The sequence below is a fragment of the Cupriavidus sp. 05T313 genome, from assembly GCF_056396665.1.
On the sequence record NZ_JBFTLX010000598.1, the window covers coordinates 1 to 526 of the forward strand.

At 68.8% G+C, this 526-nt stretch carries 1 protein-coding gene; it reads left to right on the forward strand.

What is annotated here, in order from left to right:
* On the forward strand, positions 1-526 hold a 526-nt coding region (locus AC1DKD_RS41935; RefSeq protein ID WP_477144824.1), incomplete at both ends, for an FAD/NAD(P)-binding protein.

The following is a 526-nucleotide window of genomic DNA, read 5'->3' on the forward strand; positions in this document are numbered from 1 at the left end:
TTCGACCAGTGGCGGGCCATCCAGCAGCGGGACCCCCTGCCGTCCCTCACCGCGGAGGAACGGGCGGAGCTGGCAGTGCTGGGATCGAATGATTTCCCCAGCCGTGCCATCTACGGCCGCTACCTCCGCTGCACCGTGGAAGAGCTGCTCGGCAAGGCATCCGACGGCGTCACGGTGGAATTCCACGAAACGGCGGCAACATCGGTGCGTCCCGCGGGGGACGGAACGTTCGACGTCGGCCTGGCCAACGGTGCCGCCATCCGCGCCAATTCCGTGGTGCTGGCACTGGGGCACATCCCCTCCCGGCTGAACCCGGAACAGCGCGAGCTCCAGGCCGCCGCCGGGCAACTGGGCCTGCAGTACTTTCCTCCGGCCGTTCCCGCGGACGTGGACTGGTCCCGGATCCCTGCCGGGGAACCGGTCCTGGTCCGCGGCATGGGCCTGAACTTCTTCGACACCATGGGCCAGCTCACCGAGGGACGCGGCGGCAAGTTCGTGCCCAACGGCACCGGCCTGGTGTATGAAC